Genomic DNA, 18,336 nt, shown 5'->3' with positions numbered 1-18,336 from the left:
GTCAGTCCTCTTCACTTTCGGACAGGTCAAAATCTTCGTCTTCGGCGTCGTCGCCGAGATCGTCTTCGTCAGCGTCACCGCCGTCGGCTGCGACGCGGGCGGCGCGCTGTTCAGCGCCCCGCTTCATAAGTTGATCGGTCAGCACCAGCTTGGCGTCGACCAGCCACTCGAACGGGAAATAGACGGTGGTGTCGTCCTCGCCCTCGATGTTCAGGCCGACCTGGCCATCCTCGACGCCGGCCAGCTCGCCCTTGAAGCGCTTGCGGCCCTCGGCGACGCGATCCAGCTCGATGCGCACCTCCAGGCCGGAATAGTCGTCGAAATCCTTCAGTCGCGTCAGCGGGCGATCCACGCCCGGGCTGGAGACTTCCAGGGTGTATTCGCCGCTGATCGGATCGGCGGCGTCCAGGATCTCGGACACGGCGCGCGACAGCTTGGCGCAGTCCTCGACGTTCATGTCGCCGCCCGTGCCGTCTTCCAGCAGCGGACGCTCGGCCATGATCTGCAGGCGACGCTGCTCGGCCCCGCCCATCAGGCGCAGACGGACGATCTCGAAGCCCACGGACTCGGCCACGGGATCAAGCATTTCGATCAGATCACGGTCTTCCTGCGTCTTGCCGCGCAACGGTTTTCTCAACTCAAACTGGGCCGTAAGACGCGGGCGCCAAACAGCCAAAGAAAAAGCGGCAGCCTTTCGGGCCGCCGCTCGAAAGCGCTAGCAGCGCTGACGGACGATGTGAGGGCTTTATAGCGCGATGTTCGGACGGTTGGAAGCCCCCGCGACAGGGCTACCGACCGGCCCGCGCGCGGGCCCTCTTTCGCACCGCAGCACTTGTGGCCTATACAGACGCCCGCGCAGGCCCGCCTCCCCGCGGCGCCCTTTCCACAGAAGAGTCATAATGGACCTCTCCAAGATCGCCACGGGCGTGAACCCGCCCTACGACCTCAACGCCATCATCGAGATCCCGCAGGGCGGCGAACCGGTGAAGTACGAGATCGACAAGGAAAGCGGCGCCCTGATGGTGGACCGCTTCCTGCACACGGCGATGTTCTATCCGGCCAACTACGGCTTCATCCCGCACACCCTGGCCGACGACGGCGACCCGGCCGACATCATGGTGGTGGGTCCGACCCCGGTGGTGCCGGGCGCGATCATCCGCTGCCGTCCGATCGGCACCCTGATGATGGTCGATGAAGCCGGTTCGGACGAAAAGATCCTGGCCGTGCCGGTCGACAAGCTGCACCCCTTCTATACGGGCGTGAACAGCTGGCGCGACCTGCCGGTGATCCTGACCGAGCAGATCGCCCACTTCTTCCAGCACTACAAGGATCTGGAAAAGGGCAAGTCGACCAAGATCAGCGGCTGGGCCGACCTGGAAGAAACCGCCGACATCATCCGCGCGGCGATCAAGCGCCACGACGATAATTATTGATTGAAGGTCGGGGGCGGGATCACTCTCGCCCCCACCAGACCTGCTGCGCAGGTCATCTTCCTCCTACGGGGGAGGAGCGCCGAAGGCGCGGAGGGGGCAAGTCGCCCCACTCCCTAAACCCTCACGAAATCCAGGAACACCGGCGCGCAGTCGCCCAGCTTCTTTTCCTCGTAGCGCGTGGTCACATGATCGGCCGGCGGGGCGTTGCGGTCGGCCGTCTCGCTCTCGAAGCGGAAGGCCGGATCGGCCAGCACGCGCTCGATGGTCCATTCGGCGTAGTCGGCCCAGTCGGTGGCGAAGCGCAGCCGACCGCCGGGCTTCAGCACGCGAGCGAGTTCTGTCACCACCGCCGGCTGGATCAGGCGGCGCTTGTTGTGCCGGGCCTTGTGCCAGGGATCGGGGAACATGATGAACACCCGCGTCAGGCAGGCGTCGGGCAGCCAGCCGATCACGTCACGGGCGTCGCCTTCATGGATGCGGACGTTGCCGAGCGCCTGCTCCTCGATGTGACGGACCGCGCTGGCCACGCCGTTGACGAAGGGTTCGGCGCCGAGGATCAGGGCGTGGGGATGGCGGCCGGCCTGGGCGGCCATGTGCTCGCCGCCGCCGAAGCCGATCTCAAGCCAGGTCTCGGTGGTCTCGGGGGCGAGGTCGCGCGGCTGGAACGGCGCCTCGGGCACGGCGATCCGCGGCAACAGGGTGTCGAGCAGCGCCTGCTGGCGCGGCTTCACCGGCCGCGACTTGATGCGGCCGAACGAGCGCAAGGGCCCGTGGGGAACGGTGGGAGAGGTCATGAGGCGGCTCTTACCTTCCATCCTCGCTGGAGGCCAGCGGCGAGGCCATGCGTCCTTCGAGGCGCGCTCGGGAGCGCGCACCTCAGGATGGGGACATCAAAGCCAACCCACCGTCCTCATCCTGAGGTGCGAGGCGAAGCCGAGCCTCGAAGGACGCACGGCCTCCAAACGAAAACGGGCCCCGATCAACGATCGAGGCCCGCTCCGAAACTCAAGAAAGACTAAGACCTACGCCAGACCCTTCAGTTCGCCCACCAGGTCGGTCTTCTCCCAGGAGAAGCCGCCCTCGTTGTCCGGCGTGCGGCCGAAATGGCCATAGGCGGCGGTGCGGGCGTAGATCGGCTTGTTCAGCTGCAGGTGCTCGCGGATCGCGCGGGGCGTGGCGCCGCCGATCAGCTGGGGCAGCAGCTTTTCCAGCACCGCCGGATCGACCCGGCCCGTGCCGTGCAGGTCGACGTGGAACGACACCGGCTTGGCCACGCCGATCGCATAGGCGATCTGGATGGTGCAGCGATCGGCCAGGCCGGCCGCGACGACGTTCTTGGCCAGATAGCGGCAGGCATAGGCGGCCGAGCGATCGACCTTGGTCGGATCCTTGCCCGAGAACGCGCCGCCGCCGTGCGGGGCCGCGCCGCCGTAGGTGTCGACGATGATCTTGCGACCGGTGACGCCGGCGTCGCCGTCGGGGCCGCCGATCTCGAAGCGACCGGTCGGATTGATCAGCCACTGGGTCTTCTTGGTGATCAGGCCTTCGGGGAAGATCGGCAGGATGTGCGGACGGATCAGGTCCAGCACGCGCTTGGACGTGGCGGCCTTGCCGTCGATCTTCTTCTTGTGCTGGTGCGACACAACGATCGAGACGACGCGGACCGGCTTGCCGTCGCCGTCATATTCCAGGGTCACCTGGCTCTTGGCGTCGGGCTCCAGCTCATGCAGCTCGCCGCTGTGACGCAGCTTGGCCAAGTGGCTGAGGATGTTGTGGCTGTATTGCAGGGTGGCCGGCATCAGCTCCGGGGTCTCGGTGCTGGCGTAGCCGAACATGATGCCCTGGTCGCCGGCGCCCTCGTCCTTCTTGTCGCTGGCGTCCACGCCCTGGGCGATATGGGCCGACTGGCCGTGCAGATAGTTGGCGAACTTGGCCTTGTGCCAGTGGAAGCCCTTCTGCTCGTAGCCGATGTCCTTGATCGCGGCCCGCACCTTGGGCTCCAGCGATTTGAGGATGTCCTTGGTCAGCTGCTTGTTGGCGGCCTTGTCGCCGTCGGGCCGCCCGGCGCGGACTTCGCCGGCCAGGATGATGCGGTTGGTGGTGACCAGGGTCTCGCAGGCGACACGCGCCTCGGGATCCACGCTCAGAAAGGCGTCGACGACGGTGTCGCTGATCCGGTCAGCGACCTTGTCGGGGTGACCCTCGGAAACGCTCTCGCTGGTGAAGATGTAGGACGAACGGCTCAAGGGACAACTCCGGCCATGGAATTCGCCCAGGCGAACAACAGGTTCACCCAGTTAGCCGGCCACCATATAAAGATATGTTTATGTCTGCAAGCCGCGCGGATCGTCGCGGCCCGCGACCGTCCTCAGTCGTCCGCTTCGGCGACTTCCTCGTCAGCCATCGAACGAACCAGGTCCAGGATCCGGCGACGCACCTTGCTGCGACTGATCTTGGGGAACAGGCTGGCCAGCTCCAGGCCCTCGGGCGTCATCAGGAAGTCGTGGACGAACTGCTCGGAGCCGCCGTCGGCCATGCCCTCGGCGTCGGTCGGGTCGGCCAGGCCTTCGAAGAAATAGGCCACCGACGACTGCAGGCTGCGGGCGATCTCGTACAGCTTGCTGGCGCTGACCCGGTTGGCGCCGCGCTCATACTTCTGAACCTGCTGGAACGTCAGGCCCAGATCCTCGGCCAGCCGCTCCTGGCTGACGCCCAGGATCTTGCGTCGCATTCGGATCCGCGCGCCGACGTGAAGGTCGATCGGATTGGGGTGGCGGTCTTGGTCGGAAGGAGCGCTCATGCCTACGCTTGATAGCTAAAATTGCGGTTTTAATTCAGCCTATGTCTTACGGTTTGGTAACAATGGGAAGCCCTTACCCGCTCTTGGGCGAACAACGGCGAACATTGATATCAGGATCAGGGCCGCGAAAGGCCAGTGGCCGAGGCGCGCGAAGGGTGTCGAATTGCCCAGTTCGGGCAAAAGTCCATCGATCACTCCGGATTTTCCCAGGTCCAGCCGCGCTCCGGGCACGATCCTACCCCTGGCGTCGATCAGGGCCGACACACCGGTGGGCGTGGCGCGAAGGATCGGGACCCCGGTTTCGATCGCGCGATAGCTGGCCAGATTCAGGTGCTGCAGCGGCCCGGAAGTCACACCGAACCAGGCGTCGTTGGACACATTGACCAGCGCCCGCACCCCGGGCGCCGGTTCGGCCAGGCGCGGAAACAGGCTCTCGTAGCAGATCAGCGGCTGCACGATCAGGTCGGGCGACACCCGCAACGGCGCCGGACGCGGCCCGGTCTCGAAACCGTCGCCCAGATGGGCCAGGCTCTTGACGCCCAGCCTGGTCAGCAGGGCGTCCATCGGCAGATATTCGCCGAACGGCACCAGCCGGTGCTTGTCATAGATTCCGACGACCTCGATGTCGCTCTCGCCGCGCTTCAGGGCGATCAGGCTGTTGTAATACAGCGGCTTATCGGGCGAGCCTTCGTAGCGATAGCCGCCGATCAGCAGCAGCTGGCCGGGCTGGAGAGCATCGACGATCGCCTGGCGCACCCAGGTTCCGGGGGCCAGATAGTCGTTGATGGCGGCCGGCAGCGCGCCCTCGGGCCAGACCACGATGTCGGCCGGCTTGCCGGCGGCGTAGGGCCTGGCCGTCAGCGCGACATAGGCCTGAACGATCCGGCTGAACCGGTCGGCGTCCCACTTGGCTTCCTGCGGGATGTCGGCCTGGACGATCCGCACGCTCGGCGCCGGATGCGCGGGTCGCGGCGCGGGCGAAGGCGTCCAGCCGTTGACATAGAGCGCCACCAGCATGGCCGCCGCCGCCGCGATCGCCTTTCGACCCGCCAGGCCCTCGCGCCAGACGGCGGGCGCGGCGGCGATGGCCAGGGTGATCCAGGTCAGGCCATAGGCGCCGACCAGGGCGGCGACCTGGGACGGGGCGGAGCCGGCCCTCCAGGTCTCGCCGGGCAGGTTCCACGGGAAGCCGGTCAGCACATGACCGCGCACCCACTCCAGGGCCGCGAAGGCGCCGGCGAACACCAGGATGCGGCGCACGCCGAGCGGCCGGATCAACCGATAGAGCAGCGCCGCCGCGCCCCAGAACAGGGCCAGGCCGCCAGCCATGGCGGCCACGGCGAAGGGCGCCATCCAGCCCTGGTTGGCCGCGTCGACCATGAAGGCCTCGGCGATCCACCACGTGCCCAGGCCGAAATAGGCCAGGCCGGCCAGCCAGCCGCGCAGGAACGCCGAGCGCAGCGGACGCGGCCCCTCGACGGTGTCGAGCAGCCACAGCAGCAGGGCGTAGCCCAGCAACCCGGGCAGCACGCCGAACGGCGGATGGGCCAGGGCGGCGGCCAGCCCGGCCACCAGGGCCAGACATCGCGCGCGCCACAGCGTCGCGAACTTGAAATTCACGAGACGATCTTGCCGGTCACGAGGCTCGCGCCCCGGCGGCTTCGGCCGGCGCGGCGGCGGGGCGGACACGCACCCGGCGAACCCGGCGCGGGTCGGCCTCGACCACTTCCAGGTCAAAGCCGCCGGGATGGGCGATCACCTCGCCCCGTTGCGGCACGCGGCCGGCCAGGGCGACGACGAGGCCGGCGACGGTGTCGATATCCTCTTCCATGTCGCGCGGGGCCAGTTCCTGCCCCAGGGCGGCCTCCAGCTCCTCGAGCGGCGCCCGGGCGTCGGCCTCGAACACCCCGCCGGGGCGCGCGACGATGCTGGCGGCATGGGCGTCGTCATGTTCGTCGTCGATCTCGCCGACCACCGCCTCGATCAGGTCTTCCATGGTGACCAGACCGTCGGTGCCGCCGAACTCGTCGATGACCAGGGCCAGGTGGATGCGGCTGGTGCGCATGCGCAGCAGCAGGTCCGCCGCCCGCATCGAGGCGGGCACATACAGCGCCTCGCGGCGGATTTTGTGCAGGACCACATCGGTCCCGGCCGGGCGGCTGTCATCCGCGGCCAGCAGGCGGAACACGTCCTTGACGTGGACCACCCCAACCGGGTCGTCGAGCGTCTCGCGATAGATCGGCATCCGCGAATGCTCGGCCTCGGTGAACTGGGCGACCAGGGCCTCGAAGGACGAGGAAAGCTCGACAGAGACGATATCGGCCCGGGGCGTCATCACGTCGGCGACGCGCAGGGTCTGGAAGGCCTCGGCCTGGTCGACGATGTCGACCTCGCCCTCCTGGGGCGGCTCGGGCGGACGGGCGACCTCGACCGGGGCGGACAGCCGCTTGCGCATCTTGCGAAAAAACGCCCGCACGCCCCGGCTCTGTCGAGCTGGACCGGCGGGCTGGGAACTAGAGTCGTCGCTTGGCATGGCCTTGGATCGTCACCCCTGATCGCCGGCGTACGGATCGGGCACATCCAGCGCGGCCAGGATCTCGCGTTCCAGGGCCTCCATGGACTCAGCCTCTTCGTCGCCTTCGTGATCATATCCTAAGAGATGCAGCACCCCGTGCGCCACCAGATGTTGCAAATGGTGCGCCAGAGGCTTGCCCTGCTCGATCGCTTCGCGCTGGCAGACCCCGAACGCCAGGGCGATGTCGCCGATCTGGCCTTCCGGATTGGGGGGCGAGGGGAAGGACAGGACGTTGGTGGCGTAGTCCTTCTGGCGGAAGTCACGGTTCAGGGCCTGAACGCTGTCATCGTCGGCCAGCAGGATGACGATCCCCTGGCCTTCGATGTCTTCGTGGGCGTCCAGCACGGCCTGGGCGGCGCGCCAGACCAGCGCCTCGGCTTCCGGCTCGGCCTTGATCCAGGCCTCGTCCTCGATCTCGATGTCGACAGTGATGGTCATTTAGCGAGGTGTACCATTATCGGGGCGTGCTTTGGGCCGCGTCGGCGTCGTAGGCCTTGACGATGCGCTCCACCAGCGGGTGGCGGACAACGTCGGCGGCGGTGAAGCGCGAGACCGAAACCCCCTCGACCCCTTCCAGGATCGAGACGGCGTGGGCCAGGCCCGAGTCGCGCGGATTGAGCAGGTCGATCTGGGTCGGGTCGCCCGTCACCACCATGCGCGAGCCCTCGCCTAGGCGGGTCAGGACCATCTTCATCTGCAGGCGCGAGCAGTTTTGGGCCTCGTCGACGATGACGAAGGCATGGGCCAGGGTGCGGCCGCGCATGAAGGCGATCGGGGCGACCTCGATCTCCAGTTTCTCGCGACGACGGCGCAGCTGTTCGGCGCCCATGATGTCGGTCAGGGCCTCCCACACGGGGGCCATGTAGGGATCGACCTTTTCGTTCAGGTCGCCCGGAAGAAATCCGAGCTTTTCGCCGGCCTCGACGGCGGGGCGGGTGACGATCAGGCGGTCGACCTCGCCGCGCAGCAGCATGCCGGCCCCGTGGGCCACGGCCAGGAAGGTCTTGCCGGTGCCCGCCGGACCCAGACCGAAGGACAGCGGATGGCTGCCCATGGCTTCCATGTAGCGGGCCTGGCCCTTGGTCTTGGGCGACACCGAGCCCTTGCGCACGGTGCGGGCCGAAGCCTGACCACCGGTGCTCTGGGCCTCGCCGACGGCGATGCGGACATCGGCCTCGACCACCTCCTCGCCGGCGTCGGCGCGGTGGGCCAGATCGTTCAGCGCCCGCTTGGCGCCCGTGCGGCCCTTGACGTCGCCGGTGATGGTGACGCCGCCACCCGGGGTCTCGATCAGCACCTTGAAGGCGTCTTCGATCAGGGCGGCGTGACGGCCACCGGGACCGGAGACGGCGTGAACGGCGTCGTCCGACAGCGGCAGGAACTCAGGGGTGCGGCTCAAGCGGTTTCCAGAATGGCAGAGGTTTCCAGCACGCCGCCCAGGCTCATCTTGGCGGCGCTTTCGATACGGACCGGAACGATCGTTCCCAGAAGGTGATCCGCGCCCACGGCGTGGACCGCCTGAAGATAGGGACTGCGGCCGACGATTTGACCGGCGTGGCGGCCACTTTTTTCAAACAGCACCGGCAGCACCTTGCCGACCTGAGCCGCGTTGAAGGCCTTCTGCTGCTCGTCCAGCAGCTGGTTCAGGCGCTCAAGACGCTCGGCCTTCACGGCTTCGTCGACCTGGCCGGTCATGGCCGAGGCCGGCGTGCCGGGGCGGCGCGAATATTTGAACGAGAAGGCCGAGGCGAAACCGACCTCGCGGACCAGCTCCAGGGTCTTTTCGAAATCGCCGTCGCGCTCGCCGGGGAAGCCGACGATGAAGTCGCCGCTCATGGCGATGTCGGGCCGCGCCGCGCGGATCTTCTCGATCAGCTTCACATAGCTTTCGGCCGTGTGGTCGCGGTTCATGGCTTTCAGGATCTTGTCGCTGCCCGCCTGCACCGGCAGGTGCAGATAGGGCATCAGCTCCGGCAGCTCGCCATGGGCCTCGATCAGGTCGTCGCCCATGTCGCGCGGATGGCTCGTCGTATAGCGGATGCGGTCCAGTCCATCGATCTTCGCCAGCTGGCGAACCAGCTTGGCCAGGGTCGAGCCGTCGCCGTCATAGGCGTTGACGTTCTGGCCCAGCAGGGTGACCTCGCGCACGCCCTGATCGGCCAGGCGCCGGGCCTCCTCGAGAATGTCGTTCACCGGCCGCGACCACTCACCGCCGCGCGTATAGGGCACCACGCAGAAGGTGCAGAACTTGTCGCAGCCCTCCTGCACGGTCAGGAAGGCGGTGACGCCATTGACCTGACGCTCGGCCGGCAGGGCGTCGAACTTCTCATCGGCCGCGAAGCTGGTCGACAGCCGCTCGCCTGTGGCCCGGTGGGCGCGGGCGATCAGCTCGGGCAGCTGGTGATAGGATTGCGGACCCACGACCAGATCGACCGCCTTCTGGCGATGCATGATCTCCTTGCCCTCGGCCTGGGCCACGCAGCCGGCCACGGCGATGGTCATGCGACCGCCGTCCGCCGCCTTGCGGTCCTTCATCAGCTTGATCTGGCCCAGTTCCGAATAGACCTTCTCGGTGGCCTTCTCGCGGATGTGGCAGGTGTTGAGCACCACCAGATCGGCGCCTTCGGGGTCATCGACCACGCCATAGCCCAGCGGACGCAGGACATCGGCCATGCGCTCGCTGTCATAGACGTTCATCTGACAGCCGTAGGTCTTGATATAGAGGCGCTTTTGCGGGGTCTCGCTCATGGGCGAGGTTATGAGGGCGCGGGGGCCGACGTGCAAGGACATGGGCGGAAATCCTCCCCCTAGCGGGGGAGGTGTCGGCGAAGCCGACAGAGGGGGAAGTGCTGCTGAATCGGTGAGGTCTTCCCCCACCGGCCTGACGGCCGCCTCCCCCTTCAGGGGGAGGACCTAGGCCGCGATCACTCCTCGATCGGCACCCCGTAGAGCTCCAGCCTGTGGTCCACCAGCTTGTAGCCCAGCTTGCGCGCAATGGCGTTCTGCAGGGCCTCGATCTCCTCGTCCACGAACTCGACGACCTTGCCGGTCTTCATGTCGATCAGGTGGTCGTGGTGGTGGCTGGGGGTTTCTTCGTAGCGCGAGCGGCCGTCGCGGAAGTCGTGGCGCTCGATGATGCCGCTCTCCTCGAACAGCCGCACGGTGCGATAGACCGTGGCGATCGAGATGTGCGGATCGACGGCGTGGGCGCGGCGGTGCAGCTCTTCCACATCTGGATGATCGTCGGCGGCCGACAGCACGCGCGCGATGACGCGGCGCTGATCGGTCATGCGCATGCCCTTCTCGATGCAGAGCTTTTCAAGTCGATCCAAGGCGGCGCCTCCGTCTGAGTCGATGGCAGGATAGGCGGCGAACCCTTAAGTGTTAAGCGCCCGCCGCATGACAACCGCGTCCCTAGCGCCATCCGGATGGGGATAATAGCCCTTGCGCAGCCCCACCCGGGCGAAGCCGGTGGCCGCATACAGAGCGATGGCGGCCGCGTTGTCGTCGGCCACCTCCAGGAACATCGCTTCGGAGCCGGTCTCGGTCGCGATTCCGGCGGCCATCTCGACCAGGGCCGCGCCCCAGCCGCGACGGCGGGCGGCCGGATCGACGGCGACGGTCAGGATCTCGGCCTCGCCGGCGATCGAGCGGCACAGGATGAAGCCCTTCTCGACGGCCGGCTCGCCGGCCTCGCCCAGCACCGCGAAGACGCCGGGCGATTTCAGCAGGTCCTCGAACTCGATCGCGCTCCACGGCCGGGGAAAGGCGCGGTCGTGCAGGTCGGCGAGAATGAAACAGGCCTCGAGGCCAACGGGGCGAAGGATCATGTCGCGGACTGGGTGGCAGGCAGCGTGGCGTAGGGCGCGCGCAGATAGAGCGGCCGGGGCGAATGCGACGGCGCGGGCCGGGCGGCGGCCAGGCGGGCCACGGCGACGGGGTCGGGCGAGACCGGGGTCAGCACCGTCGCGCTCGGAAAGGTCTGGGCCAGCAGCGGCGCGCCCGAGCCCACCAGGGTGACGGCCTGTCCACCGTGCAGCTCGGCCAGCCGCGCGGCGGCCGAGCCCAGATCCAGCGCGTCGGGCGCCATCAGGGCCACGCCACCGTCGAAGATCTGCAGATAGACCTGGCTCATCCGCGCATCCAGCACGGCGGCGATGAAGCCGCCGCCCGGGACGCTGGCGGCCAGGGCTTCCAGCGTATTGACCCCCACGCAGGGGATCGCCAGCGCCGTGGCCAGGCCCTTGGCGAAGGCCAGGCCCACGCGCAGGCCGGTGAACGAGCCCGGCCCCACGGTGACGGCGATACGGGCCAGGTCCGGAAATTTCACGCCAGCCTCGGCGGCGACCTCGCGGGCCAGCATGCCGATGCGCTCCTGGTGGCCACGGGTCATCGGCTCGCTCCGCGTCGCCAGGACGCGCTCGCCGTCCAGGATGGCGACGGAACTGGCGCCCAGGCAGGTGTCGATGGCGAGGATCACGCGCCGCCTCCGGCCGGGACATAACCGCCCGCCCCGCTCTTCCAGATGAAGTCGCGCAGGGTCGCCCTGGCCAGCCCGTCGATCGGCGGCAGGTCGTCCCGGGTCCAGCCGGGGACCTCGAAGACGTAGCGCAGCACGGACTCGCCCGGCTGGGTGCAAATCACGGCGTGGCGAAAGGCGTCCTTGCCCATCCAGCAGCGCTTGAGCGGCACGTCCAGCCTGGACCACGGCATGCCGAACAGTTCACCGCGCGGACCCGCCCCGGACCGCCCGGCGATATGGATCTCTCCGACCGTGCTCAGGCCAGGCTCGCCGCGAATATCCAGCATCTGGACGCCATCGCGAACGACAATGATCGCGTCCCTGCGCGTCTCGACCCTGTCATCCGGGAACAGGGCCTGGATCGCCTCGGCCTTGAAGGGCGTCTGGGCCATGATCGGACCCACGGAATATTCGTCGAGCGGCAGCAGGCCCTGAACGCGAGCCGCGGGTTGCGCCGGCGCCGATGCAGGCTCGACAGGCTTGTCCGCCGGCCCGCAGGCGGCGAGCAGCGCCAACGGAACGGCGGCCAGAATCATGCGGATCGACATCGGACGATCAGGCCGCGCCAACGGCGGCGACTTCGGCCGGACGCCAGACAAAGCCGTTCAGCTTGCCCTTGGCCTTCAGGATTTCGACCGAGGGCAGGCCGCCCTTGGTCCAGCCGGGCACGCCGATCAGATAGCTGACATTGGGCGCCTCGGGACGGGCGCAGACCACGGTGTTGATGTCACGCCCTTCACCGGCCCTGCAGTTGGCGATGTCCAGACCCAGGGCCGACCACTCGGTCAGCAGGGTCTCGTCCCTGAGGCCGCGAACGTCGCCGCCTTCCAGGCGGATCGCGCCGAGGTCGCCGTCCTCGCTCTTGGAGATTTCCATCAACGGAATCTGGTTCTGCTCGACATTGATGATCGGCTGGGCCGGACCGGAACCGAAGTGCAGGAAGGCTTGAGCAACCACCGCCCTGGGGAACAGCACCTTGATCGTCGGCAGGTCGAAGGCCGTGGCGGCGGTGATCGGGCCCACGCCGTCGGCGCGAACGGCCAGCGGGCCGTCCTGATAGGGTTTGACCATGACGGCGACCGAGCCGCTCTTGCCCGGCTCGGCGGGCGGCGGGGCGGAGCCGGCCTCGTCGGCCTTTTTCTCCACCGGCCCGCAGGCGGCGAGCAGCAGGATGGGAACGGCGATCAGGGCGTGGCGCTGGGTCATGGGAGGGTTTTAGCGCGTGCGCACCCGATGCACAAAACAACCGTCGCCTCCGATCGCCGAAACGACCGGAGGCTCTGGTCCAGCCGATCCATACTCACGCGGATCGGCCAAAGGGTGTGGCGGGATCAGATGATCCTGGCGGCTTCCTCGAAGTCCAGACGCGGGCTGCGCGGGAAGAGGTTGTCGTCCGTGCCATGGCCGATAGAAGCAATGAAATTGGACTTTATGTTGGTGCCGGCGAAGAATTCCGCGTCGACGCCCGCATTGTCGAAGCCCGACATCGCGCCGACGTCCAGGCCCAGGGCCCGGGCGGCGAGGATGAAATAGCCGCCCTGCAGCGAGCTGTTGCGGAACGCGCCCCATTCCTTGGCCACGGGGTCGCCAAACCAGTTCTTGGCGCCCGGGGCGTGCGGGAACAGCTTGTCGAGGGTTTCGGGGAAATCCAGGTCGTAGCCGACGATCACCGTGGCCGGGGCCTGCAGGATCTTGGGGCCGTTCGAGCCCGACGACAGCGCGGCCAGCTTGGCCTTGGCTTCCGGGCTGGTCACGAAGACGAAGCGCGCCGGGGTCGAGTTGGCGGCCGTCGGGCCAAACTTCACCAGGTCATACAGCTCGCGCAGCAGGCTCTCGGGCAGCGGATCGGTCTTCCACCCATTGCGCGTCCGCGCCTCGGTGAACAGTTGGGCGAGCGCCGGAGCGTCGAGCTTGGCCATTTGCGATCCTCAAGAGGGCTATCAGCAACTTGTATAGTTACAGTATAGGCCTTCGAGAAGGGCGCGCAAGCCGGGCCTTCCGCGAAATCGCCACGACCTAGAGCGTCTGCTCCACCCGGGTCACTTCGGGCACATAGTGCTTGAGCATGTTCTCGACGCCGGCCTTCAGGGTCGCCGAGGACGACGGGCAGCCCGAACAGGCGCCGCGCATGTGCAGCCAGACCACGCCGGTGGCGGGTTCGAACCGGTTGAACACGATGTCGCCGCCGTCCTGGGCCACGGCCGGGCGGATGCGGGTGTCGAGCAGCTCCTTGATCTCGGCGACGATCTGGCTGTTTTCCTCGTCATAGACGCCGTCGTCGTCGTGACCGCTCTCGGCGGCGTCCAGCAGCAGGGGCCGGCCGCTGGTGAAGTGGTCCATGATGGCGGCCAAGATCGGCGCCTTCAGGTGCGGCCACTGGGCGTCGGGGTCCTTGGTCACGGTCAGGAAGTCGGGACCGAAGAACACCCGCGTCACGTCGCCCAGCTGGAACAGGGCCGTGGCCAGGGGCGAGGACTCGCCCTCCTCCGCCGTCCTGAACTCGCGCGCGCCGTCACCCAGCACTTCACGGCCGGGCAGGAACTTCAGCACCTCGGGATTGGGGGTGGTTTCGGTCTGAATGAACATGGCGGAGAGATGGACCTCGCCGGCCCCGCGCGCAAGATGTCGGGCGCCTCACAAAGAAAGGTGACACAGGCGTCATTTTCTGGCGTGATACGGAAAACAATGATCCGCGGGAGGCTTCCATGAGCGATGGCTCGATTGATCTGAGCGCCGATGCGCGCGCCAAGGCTTGGTCCATTCCCCTTGAGGACTACCATGTCGCCGACCCGGTCCTGTTCCAGGCCGACGCCATGTGGCCCTATTTCGAACGCATGCGGAAAGAAGATCCCGTCCACTGGTCCAAGGGCGACGAGGAGACGGGCCCCTACTGGTCGGTGACCAAGTACAACGACATCATGGCGGTCGACACCAATCACCAGGTGTTCTCGTCCGACGCCCATCTGGGCGGCATCACGATCCGGAACTTCGACGAGGACTTCGTCCTGCCGATGTTCATCGCCATGGATCCGCCCAAGCACGACATCCAGCGCAAGACGGTCAGCCCGATCGTTTCGCCGGTGAACCTGGCCAAGCTGGAAGGCCTGATCCGCGAACGGGTCTGCCTGATCCTCGACGACCTGCCGATCGGCCAGCCCTTCGACTGGGTCGACCGGGTGTCGATCGAGCTGACCACCCAGATGCTGGCCACCCTGTTCGACTTCCCCTGGGAAGAGCGCCGCAAGCTGACCCGCTGGTCGGACATCGCCACCGCCTCGCCGGAAAGCGGCCTGATCGAGAGCGAGGACGCCCGCCGGGCCGAGCTGCTGGAGTGCCTGGCCTATTTCACCAATCTCTGGAACGAGCGCGTCAACGCCACCGAGCCCGGCGGCGACCTGATCTCGATGCTGGCCCACGGCGAGGCGACGCGGGACATGCCGCCCATGGAATATCTGGGCAACATCATCCTGCTGATCGTCGGCGGCAATGACACGACTCGCAATTCGCTGACCGGCGGCCTCTACGCCCTGTCAAAGAACCCGGAGCAGGAAGCCAAGCTGCGCGCCAACCCCGAGCTGATCCCGTCGATGGTGTCGGAGATCATTCGCTGGCAGACGCCGCTGGCCCACATGCGCCGCACGGCTCTGGAAGACGTCGAACTGGCCGGCAAGCAGATCAAGAAGGGCGACAAGGTCGTCATGTGGTACGTCTCGGGAAACCGCGACGACACGGTGATCGAGAACGCCGACAGCTTCATCATCGACCGCGACAATCCCCGCCGCCACCTGTCGTTCGGCTTCGGCATCCACCGCTGCGTGGGCAACCGCCTGGCCGAAATGCAGCTGAAGATCGTCTGGGAGGAGATCCTCAAGCGCTTCCCGAAGATCGAGGTCCTCGACGAACCGCGCCGGGTCTATTCCAGCTTCGTGAAGGGCTACGAGAGCCTGACGGTGCGGATCCCGGAGCGGGTTTAAGTCCCTCTCCCCTTGCGGGAGAGGGTGGCCCCGGCGAACGCCGGGGTCGGGTGAGGGGTCGCTCGGGCCTTTCTGACAGGGCTTTCAACCCCTCATCCGGCGCTGCGCGCCACCTTCTCCCGCAAGGGGAGAAGGGTCAGCTCAAGCCAGGTCCTCGATCTCCTCATCCGTCAGGTCGCCCGGCACCACGGTGACGGGCAACTTGCGGCCGCTCCAGCCGACGCCCTCCTTGGCGATGGCCGAGACCAGGGGCCCGGGTCCCCGGCCGCCGGTCGAGGTGGCCAGGATCAGGATCTTGATGTCCGGATCGCCGGCGACCACCGCCCTGACCGCCGCGCGGGTGCTCTCGGCGTGCTTGATGATGAATTCGGGCGGCAGGCCGGTCTCGGCGATCACCCGGTCGGCCAGGTCGTGCAGCAGCACCTCGGCCTCGGCCCGTTCCTGGCGCTCGATCTCGTCGCGCACCCCGCTCCAGTGTTCGAACTGCGCCGGCGCGATCACCCGCAGCAGGGCGACATGGCCGCCGGTCGAGCGGGCCCTTCGGCAGGCATAGCGCAGGGCGGCGCCGAACTCCGGACTGTCATCGGCGATGACCAGGAACTTGCGGCGGCTCTTGGAGGCGTCATCCATCCCCAAAGCATGACCTCTGTTTTCGTCCTGGCTCAAGCCCCCGAAAATCCGACCGGCGCTCCAGCCGTCCGGGATCGACGTCAGGACGCCGCCCGGGCCCGCGCTTCGCCCTCGCCCGAATACAGGGTCTCCAGCTGGGCCACGACGGGGTTGCGGATGATCTGGTAGGTCTCGAACCTGTGCACCATCGCCAGGTCGGTTCCAGCGATCAGCTGCAGCAGGTGGGTCAGGCCCGAAACCTGGTCGCCGACCAGATCGACCTGGGCGGGATCGCCGGTCAGGACCATGCGGGAATTGCGGCCCAGGCGGGTCACCGCCATCCGCATCTTGCCCACCGTCATGTTCTGGGCCTCGTCGACGACGATATAGCTGTCGTTGAAAGTGCGCCCGCGCATCCGCCCCAGCGGCGTGATCTCGATCAGCCCCTGTTCGGTGAGACGCTGAACCTCGTGCGGACTGATCAGATGGCGCAGCTCGTCATCGATCGGCGTCAACTGCTCATCATAAGCGGTCTCGGCCCGCAGCGCCGGGGTCATGGTCTCGCCCTCCAGCAGGACGCGGGGGCGGGTGATGACCAGACTCTTGTATTTGCCCTCGGCCACCAGGCTCAGGCCGGCGGCGATCGCCAGGTGGGTCTTGCCGGTGCCCGTGGGACCGATGCCGAACAGCAGCGAACGCTCCGAATGCAGCAGGGCGTTCATGAAGCAGACCTGGCTCAGCGACATCGGCCGCACCGCCTGGTTGATGCCCTTGAGACGGTAGGCCAGCTCGAACTTCAGGGCGTTGTCGAGCACCGAAGCCGTCGCCTCCGCCACCAGATTATGGCGCCCGTCATTCGCCGCCTGGACCATCTCCGCGATCTTGCCGGCGATCGTCGCCACCAGTGTCACGGCGATCTCGTCGCCGACGACCCGCAGGACGCCCGGTCCCGGTGTGATCTGGACGCGATACGGGCGCAGCGACATCTCGATATAGCGGGCCGGGGAATCCCGACCGGCGGTCAGGCGCTCGACAAGCTGGGGCGCCAGCGGAATGTCCCGCGGGCCCGCCGAAACGGCCATTTCCACCGTCGAATCCAGAGCGACTTCCCCCGTGACCGCGGCGCGGCGGCCACCGCCGTCGCCCGCTGATCACGAAAAAGTCCCACACAACCGGGCCGCTGGCCACCGGACCAGAGCCCGGCCCTCCCCAAAACGGGGCGTCTTTACGCCCCCCAGAACCCGACCAGCTTCCTGACCTCGGCCACGGTCGGGGCCGCGACGTCGCGAGCCCGGGCCGCGCCGGCCGCCAGGATGCGGTCGATCTCGGCGGGGTCGGCCAGCAGGCGGCGCATCGTCTCGCCGACCGGGGCCAGTTTCTCGACCGCCAGATCGGCCAGGGCCGGCTTGAAGGCGCCAAAGCCCTTGCCGGCGTATTCGGCCAGAACCTCGGCTTTCGTCCGGCCGTCGAGGGCGGCGAAGATGCCGACCAGGTTGTCGGCCTCGGCGCGCGTCGCCAGCTCTTCCAGGGTCTCCGGCAGCGGCTCGGGGTCGGTGCGGGCCTTCCTGACCTTGGCGGCGATGGCGTCGGCGTCGTCGGTCAGGTTGATGCGGCTGTAGTCCGAAGGGTCGGACTTGCTCATCTTGGCCGAGCCGTCGCGCAGGCTCATGACCCGCGCGCCCGGACCCTGGATCAGCGGGTCGGGCTGCGGGAAGAAGTTCGGCGCCGAGAAGTCGTGGTTGAACTTGGCGGCGATGTCGCGGGTCAGCTCCAGATGCTGCTTCTGGTCCTCGCCCACCGGCACGTGGGTGGCCTTGTAGATCAGGATGTCGGCGGCCTGCAGCACCGGATAGGTGTAGAGGCCGACGCTGGAGCGCTCCTTGTGCTTGCCGCTCTTCTCCTTGAACTGGGTCATCCGGTCCAGCCAGCCCAGGCGGGCCACGCACTGGAAGATCCAGGCCAGCTCGGCGTGCTCGGGCACGGCCGATTGCGGGAAGATCGTGGCCTTGGCCGGATCGAGGCCGGCCGCCAGATAGGCGGCGGCGATCTCGCGGGTCTGCTGGGCCAGGGCGGCCGGCTCCTGCCACACGGTGATGGCGTGCAGGTCGGCCACAAAGATGAAGGTGTCGATCTCGTGCTGCAGGCGGGCGAACTTCACCAGCGCGCCGAGATAGTTGCCCAGGTGCAGGGCGCCGGAGGGTTGCACCCCCGAAAGCACGCGGGCGGGGCCCGCATAAGCGTCGGCGGGGGCGCCGACGGGGGCGGCGACGGTTTGGTCGGTCATGGCTTCAGCCTTGGAACTTGGAACTTGGAATGGCGAGCGCACAGCTGTGCGAGCCGCGGCCCCCAACAACGGAGGGACGCGCGGCGGTCGGTGTCAGTTGGAGCCGCGCCATCGCGAGGCGAAGAGACCGGTCGTAGCC

21 protein-coding genes are annotated in these 18,336 nt (G+C 67.5%); 2 read left to right on the top strand and 19 right to left on the bottom strand.

What is annotated here, in order from left to right:
• Position 1: 1 nt before the first annotated feature.
• Positions 2-625, bottom strand: a complete 624-nt coding sequence (gene rimP / locus ACQY9P_RS07800) for a ribosome maturation factor RimP (RefSeq protein WP_421739817.1) — start codon at positions 623-625, stop codon at positions 2-4.
• 274 nt (positions 626-899) lie between these two features.
• On the opposite strand from rimP, the gene ppa reads away from it, so the two are divergent.
• A complete protein-coding gene (ppa, locus tag ACQY9P_RS07795) occupies positions 900-1,433 on the top strand; it encodes an inorganic diphosphatase (RefSeq protein WP_421739818.1) in 534 nt (177 codons plus the stop codon).
• 113 nt (positions 1,434-1,546) lie between these two features.
• On the opposite strand, the gene trmB is transcribed toward ppa, so the two are convergent.
• From trmB to ACQY9P_RS07720, 15 genes are all read right to left on the bottom strand, one after another.
• Complete coding sequence (gene trmB, locus ACQY9P_RS07790; RefSeq protein ID WP_421739819.1) at positions 1,547-2,227, bottom strand: tRNA (guanosine(46)-N7)-methyltransferase TrmB; 681 nt, start codon at positions 2,225-2,227, stop codon at positions 1,547-1,549.
• A 228-nt stretch (positions 2,228-2,455) separates the two neighbouring features.
• Positions 2,456-3,679 carry a methionine adenosyltransferase gene (metK, locus tag ACQY9P_RS07785; protein ID WP_421739820.1) on the bottom strand — a complete coding sequence of 408 codons (1,224 nt, stop codon included), beginning with the start codon at positions 3,677-3,679 and terminating at the stop codon, positions 2,456-2,458.
• A 122-nt stretch (positions 3,680-3,801) separates the two neighbouring features.
• A complete protein-coding gene (locus ACQY9P_RS07780) occupies positions 3,802-4,233 on the bottom strand; it encodes a helix-turn-helix domain-containing protein (protein ID WP_421739821.1) in 432 nt (143 codons plus the stop codon).
• A 39-nt stretch (positions 4,234-4,272) separates the two neighbouring features.
• Positions 4,273-5,853 (bottom strand): apolipoprotein N-acyltransferase, encoded by a 1,581-nt coding sequence (gene lnt / locus ACQY9P_RS07775; protein ID WP_421739822.1) that lies wholly within the window; start codon positions 5,851-5,853, stop codon positions 4,273-4,275.
• Between the two features lie 16 nt (positions 5,854-5,869).
• Positions 5,870-6,766 (bottom strand): hemolysin family protein, encoded by an 897-nt coding sequence (locus ACQY9P_RS07770; RefSeq protein WP_421739823.1) that lies wholly within the window; start codon positions 6,764-6,766, stop codon positions 5,870-5,872.
• A 12-nt stretch (positions 6,767-6,778) separates the two neighbouring features.
• Complete coding sequence (ybeY, locus tag ACQY9P_RS07765) at positions 6,779-7,228, bottom strand: rRNA maturation RNase YbeY (RefSeq protein ID WP_421740134.1); 450 nt, start codon at positions 7,226-7,228, stop codon at positions 6,779-6,781.
• A 34-nt stretch (positions 7,229-7,262) separates the two neighbouring features.
• A complete protein-coding gene (locus ACQY9P_RS07760) occupies positions 7,263-8,207 on the bottom strand; it encodes a PhoH family protein (protein ID WP_421739824.1) in 945 nt (314 codons plus the stop codon).
• Complete coding sequence (miaB, locus tag ACQY9P_RS07755; protein WP_421740135.1) at positions 8,204-9,556, bottom strand: tRNA (N6-isopentenyl adenosine(37)-C2)-methylthiotransferase MiaB; 1,353 nt, start codon at positions 9,554-9,556, stop codon at positions 8,204-8,206. The genes ACQY9P_RS07760 and miaB overlap by 4 nt, the downstream gene beginning before the upstream one ends.
• A 176-nt stretch (positions 9,557-9,732) precedes the next feature.
• Positions 9,733-10,140, bottom strand: coding sequence for a Fur family transcriptional regulator (locus ACQY9P_RS07750; protein ID WP_421739825.1), 408 nt, complete (start codon positions 10,138-10,140; stop codon positions 9,733-9,735).
• Between the two features lie 45 nt (positions 10,141-10,185).
• Positions 10,186-10,638, bottom strand: coding sequence for a GNAT family N-acetyltransferase (locus ACQY9P_RS07745; protein ID WP_421739826.1), 453 nt, complete (start codon positions 10,636-10,638; stop codon positions 10,186-10,188).
• Complete coding sequence (gene tsaB / locus ACQY9P_RS07740) at positions 10,635-11,288, bottom strand: tRNA (adenosine(37)-N6)-threonylcarbamoyltransferase complex dimerization subunit type 1 TsaB (protein WP_421739827.1); 654 nt, start codon at positions 11,286-11,288, stop codon at positions 10,635-10,637. The genes ACQY9P_RS07745 and tsaB overlap by 4 nt, the downstream gene beginning before the upstream one ends.
• On the bottom strand, positions 11,285-11,878 hold the full coding sequence (locus ACQY9P_RS07735) for a DUF1131 domain-containing protein (protein ID WP_421739828.1): 594 nt from the start codon (positions 11,876-11,878) through the stop codon (positions 11,285-11,287). Before ACQY9P_RS07735 ends, tsaB begins: the two co-directional genes overlap by 4 nt.
• Positions 11,879-11,885: 7 nt before the next feature.
• Complete coding sequence (locus ACQY9P_RS07730; RefSeq protein WP_421739829.1) at positions 11,886-12,536, bottom strand: DUF1131 family protein; 651 nt, start codon at positions 12,534-12,536, stop codon at positions 11,886-11,888.
• A 125-nt stretch (positions 12,537-12,661) separates the two neighbouring features.
• Complete coding sequence (locus tag ACQY9P_RS07725; protein ID WP_421739830.1) at positions 12,662-13,249, bottom strand: malonic semialdehyde reductase; 588 nt, start codon at positions 13,247-13,249, stop codon at positions 12,662-12,664.
• A gap of 97 nt (positions 13,250-13,346) precedes the next feature.
• Positions 13,347-13,916 (bottom strand): NifU family protein, encoded by a 570-nt coding sequence (locus ACQY9P_RS07720; RefSeq protein WP_421739831.1) that lies wholly within the window; start codon positions 13,914-13,916, stop codon positions 13,347-13,349.
• 119 nt (positions 13,917-14,035) lie between these two features.
• Between ACQY9P_RS07720 and ACQY9P_RS07715 the strand changes: the two genes are divergently transcribed.
• A complete protein-coding gene (locus ACQY9P_RS07715; RefSeq protein WP_421739832.1) occupies positions 14,036-15,304 on the top strand; it encodes a cytochrome P450 in 1,269 nt (422 codons plus the stop codon).
• Between the two features lie 141 nt (positions 15,305-15,445).
• Here ACQY9P_RS07715 and ACQY9P_RS07710 read toward each other — a convergent pair whose 3' ends face one another.
• The 3 genes from ACQY9P_RS07710 to trpS all read right to left on the bottom strand — a co-directional run bounded on the left by ACQY9P_RS07710 (position 15,446) and on the right by trpS (position 18,197).
• Positions 15,446-15,934: a universal stress protein gene (locus ACQY9P_RS07710; protein ID WP_421739833.1), complete on the bottom strand. Its 489-nt coding sequence runs from the start codon at positions 15,932-15,934 to the stop codon at positions 15,446-15,448.
• 80 nt (positions 15,935-16,014) lie between these two features.
• Positions 16,015-16,995: a PhoH family protein gene (locus tag ACQY9P_RS07705; protein WP_421739834.1), complete on the bottom strand. Its 981-nt coding sequence runs from the start codon at positions 16,993-16,995 to the stop codon at positions 16,015-16,017.
• Between the two features lie 143 nt (positions 16,996-17,138).
• Positions 17,139-18,197 (bottom strand): tryptophan--tRNA ligase, encoded by a 1,059-nt coding sequence (trpS, locus tag ACQY9P_RS07700; protein ID WP_421739835.1) that lies wholly within the window; start codon positions 18,195-18,197, stop codon positions 17,139-17,141.
• Between the last annotated feature and the right edge of the window lie 139 nt (positions 18,198-18,336).

Origin of the sequence: Caulobacter sp. (genome assembly GCF_965279145.1) — a bacterium.
Lineage (GTDB): Bacteria > Pseudomonadota > Alphaproteobacteria > Caulobacterales > Caulobacteraceae > Caulobacter.
Note: the sequence above shows the minus strand (reverse complement) of the source record. Positions and strands in the feature narration are given on the sequence as shown.

What these genes read in the sequence shown, in the direction of transcription:
- ppa (WP_421739818.1), top strand. Translation starts at nt 900, where the DNA reads ATGGACCTCTCCAAGATCGCCACGGGCGTGAACCCGCCCTACGACCTC.
- trmB (WP_421739819.1), bottom strand. Translation starts at nt 2,227, where the DNA reads ATGACCTCTCCCACCGTTCCCCACGGGCCCTTGCGCTCGTTCGGCCGC.
- ACQY9P_RS07780 (WP_421739821.1), bottom strand. Translation starts at nt 4,233, where the DNA reads ATGAGCGCTCCTTCCGACCAAGACCGCCACCCCAATCCGATCGACCTT.
- ACQY9P_RS07770 (WP_421739823.1), bottom strand. Translation starts at nt 6,766, where the DNA reads ATGCCAAGCGACGACTCTAGTTCCCAGCCCGCCGGTCCAGCTCGACAG.
- miaB (WP_421740135.1), bottom strand. Translation starts at nt 9,556, where the DNA reads ATGAGCGAGACCCCGCAAAAGCGCCTCTATATCAAGACCTACGGCTGT.
- ACQY9P_RS07745 (WP_421739826.1), bottom strand. Translation starts at nt 10,638, where the DNA reads ATGATCCTTCGCCCCGTTGGCCTCGAGGCCTGTTTCATTCTCGCCGAC.
- ACQY9P_RS07735 (WP_421739828.1), bottom strand. Translation starts at nt 11,878, where the DNA reads ATGTCGATCCGCATGATTCTGGCCGCCGTTCCGTTGGCGCTGCTCGCC.
- ACQY9P_RS07730 (WP_421739829.1), bottom strand. Translation starts at nt 12,536, where the DNA reads ATGACCCAGCGCCACGCCCTGATCGCCGTTCCCATCCTGCTGCTCGCC.
- ACQY9P_RS07725 (WP_421739830.1), bottom strand. Translation starts at nt 13,249, where the DNA reads ATGGCCAAGCTCGACGCTCCGGCGCTCGCCCAACTGTTCACCGAGGCG.
- ACQY9P_RS07720 (WP_421739831.1), bottom strand. Translation starts at nt 13,916, where the DNA reads ATGTTCATTCAGACCGAAACCACCCCCAATCCCGAGGTGCTGAAGTTC.
- ACQY9P_RS07715 (WP_421739832.1), top strand. Translation starts at nt 14,036, where the DNA reads ATGAGCGATGGCTCGATTGATCTGAGCGCCGATGCGCGCGCCAAGGCT.
- ACQY9P_RS07710 (WP_421739833.1), bottom strand. Translation starts at nt 15,934, where the DNA reads ATGGATGACGCCTCCAAGAGCCGCCGCAAGTTCCTGGTCATCGCCGAT.
- ACQY9P_RS07705 (WP_421739834.1), bottom strand. Translation starts at nt 16,995, where the DNA reads ATGGCCGTTTCGGCGGGCCCGCGGGACATTCCGCTGGCGCCCCAGCTT.
- trpS (WP_421739835.1), bottom strand. Translation starts at nt 18,197, where the DNA reads ATGACCGACCAAACCGTCGCCGCCCCCGTCGGCGCCCCCGCCGACGCT.